2 protein-coding genes and 1 pseudogene are annotated in these 1,590 nt (G+C 70.6%); all 3 read left to right on the top strand.

Annotated elements, in window-relative coordinates; all coding sequences use genetic code 11:
* The first annotated feature begins 304 nt into the window (after positions 1 to 304).
* Positions 305 to 463, top strand: a complete 159-nt coding sequence (locus tag FJV41_RS49070; protein ID WP_141649494.1) for a lmo0937 family membrane protein — start codon at positions 305 to 307, stop codon at positions 461 to 463.
* Positions 460 to 1,026, top strand: coding sequence for a hypothetical protein (locus FJV41_RS49065; RefSeq protein WP_141649493.1), 567 nt, complete (start codon positions 460 to 462; stop codon positions 1,024 to 1,026). Before FJV41_RS49070 ends, FJV41_RS49065 begins: the two co-directional genes overlap by 4 nt.
* A gap of 49 nt (positions 1,027 to 1,075) precedes the next feature.
* Positions 1,076 to 1,590 (top strand): annotated as a pseudogene (locus FJV41_RS49060) (HupE/UreJ family protein); the annotation flags it as partial.

Here is a 1,590-nt window from a genome sequence, read left to right as displayed (position 1 = left end):
ACCCTCCCCAGCAACCCGTGCCACAGCGCTCACGGAGTCACTCACTCGCGTTGACTCCGACGGGGAGACACCCAAGCAGGCGCCATGCCAGCGCCCTTGGCGGGGGTTGCGCGCCTCTATCTCCTTTAGATCTCTTGGAACTCCGACGGCCTCACGGGGTGAGCGGCTTCTCACCGGTCGGAAAAAATGCCCGGACAGGGAACTTTGCTTCCTGTGAAAAGGACGGGAGGCGGCCCTGGGTTGCCGGTGGGCATTCGCGTTCCTAGCTTGCGCCGGTCCGGGTAGGGGACAGGGGAGGTGCCGCGTGTACTGGACGATAGGGATGATCCTGATGGTGCTGTGGGGGCTGGGGCTCACCGCGGGTTCCACCGAGGGGTACTGGGTTCACCTGTTCCTGCTCTTCGCGCTGCTCGCCTTCGTGGTGGGCGTGGTGTCGCGGGGCCGGCGGACGGCGCTGTCATGAGCAGCCAGGGCCTGGAGGCGGAGGGCGTGGAGCTGCCTCGGGACACCGCGGGCTTCACGCGCCGCGAGTGTCCCAGTTGCATGCGCCCGTTCAAGACGCGGCCAGGCCCGCATGACGCTCGCGCGCTGCTGCACAAGCTGCAGGCGTTCTTCGCGCTGGAGAACGCGCACGAGAGCGAGGAGGGGCTGCCCGTGTGGCGCTGCCCCTACTGTGGCCACCGCGCGGAGGCGGACTGCTTCCTCACCCCGGCGCAGCAGACGCATCTGGAGTCGGTGGCGCGCGCGTGGGCCAACCACGTCCGCTACGAGCAGCTCGCGCACGTCTCGCGCACGCTGTCGCTCAACCCCAGTCCCACGTTCGTCGCGGTGGCGCCGGAGTCGCTGCCGGGCCCCATGGAGCCGGAGCCGGACGAGCTGTTGCGCGTGATTCCCATGCTGTGCTGTGGGGAGGACGTGAAGCTGCTCTGGGAGTGGGATCAGCTCATCTTCTGTCCCCGCTGCGGCGCGCGGCATGGCGGCCTGAGTGGTCGGCAGCAGGTCCAGCTGGAGATCATTCCGGAATAGACCAGGGTGCGGTGGACGCGGGCGCGCCGGGGCGGCAGGCTCGCGCGCCATGACGAAGTTTCCCTGGGGAGCGCTGCTCGCGGGCCTGTTGCTGCTTCCGAGCGCCGCCTCCGCCCACGACGCCGACATCCTCTACACCCAGGTGCGTCGCGCCGGGCCCGCCGAGGCCGAGGTGCGCCAGGTCGTCACCCTCACCTCGGGCACGCTGGGCCTGCTCGTCCCGGCCGACGCGGACGGGGACGGCACGGTGTCCCAGGCGGATCTCGACGCCCGCAGGCCCTCGCTGGAGGTCGGCGTGTGGGACGCGATGCCGCTCACCGCCGGCGGCCAGCCCTGCGCGCGCACGTCCCACGCGGCGCTCCTCCGGCAGACCTTCGTGGAGCTGTCGGCGAGCTTCACGTGTCCGGAGGGGCCGCTCCAGCAGCGTTACGCCGTCCTGTCGGTGCTGCCCGCGGGCTACCGGGTCATCCTCGGCAGCGCGGTGGAGGGGGAAATGCCCGGGGCGCTCTTCGCGGACGCCGCGCAGCCGTCGCTGGCCATTCCCTGTCTCGGATACACGTCTGG

The organism is Myxococcus llanfairpwllgwyngyllgogerychwyrndrobwllllantysiliogogogochensis, assembly GCF_006636215.1.
Lineage (GTDB): Bacteria > Myxococcota > Myxococcia > Myxococcales > Myxococcaceae > Myxococcus > Myxococcus llanfairpwllgwyngyllgogerychwyrndrobwllllantysiliogogogochensis.
The sequence above is the reverse complement of the archived record's forward strand: the minus strand, read 5'-3'. Positions and strand labels throughout refer to the sequence as shown.

Excerpts from the sequence above, each read along its gene's own strand:
- FJV41_RS49065 (WP_141649493.1), top strand. The coding sequence starts at position 460 with ATGAGCAGCCAGGGCCTGGAGGCGGAGGGCGTGGAGCTGCCTCGGGAC.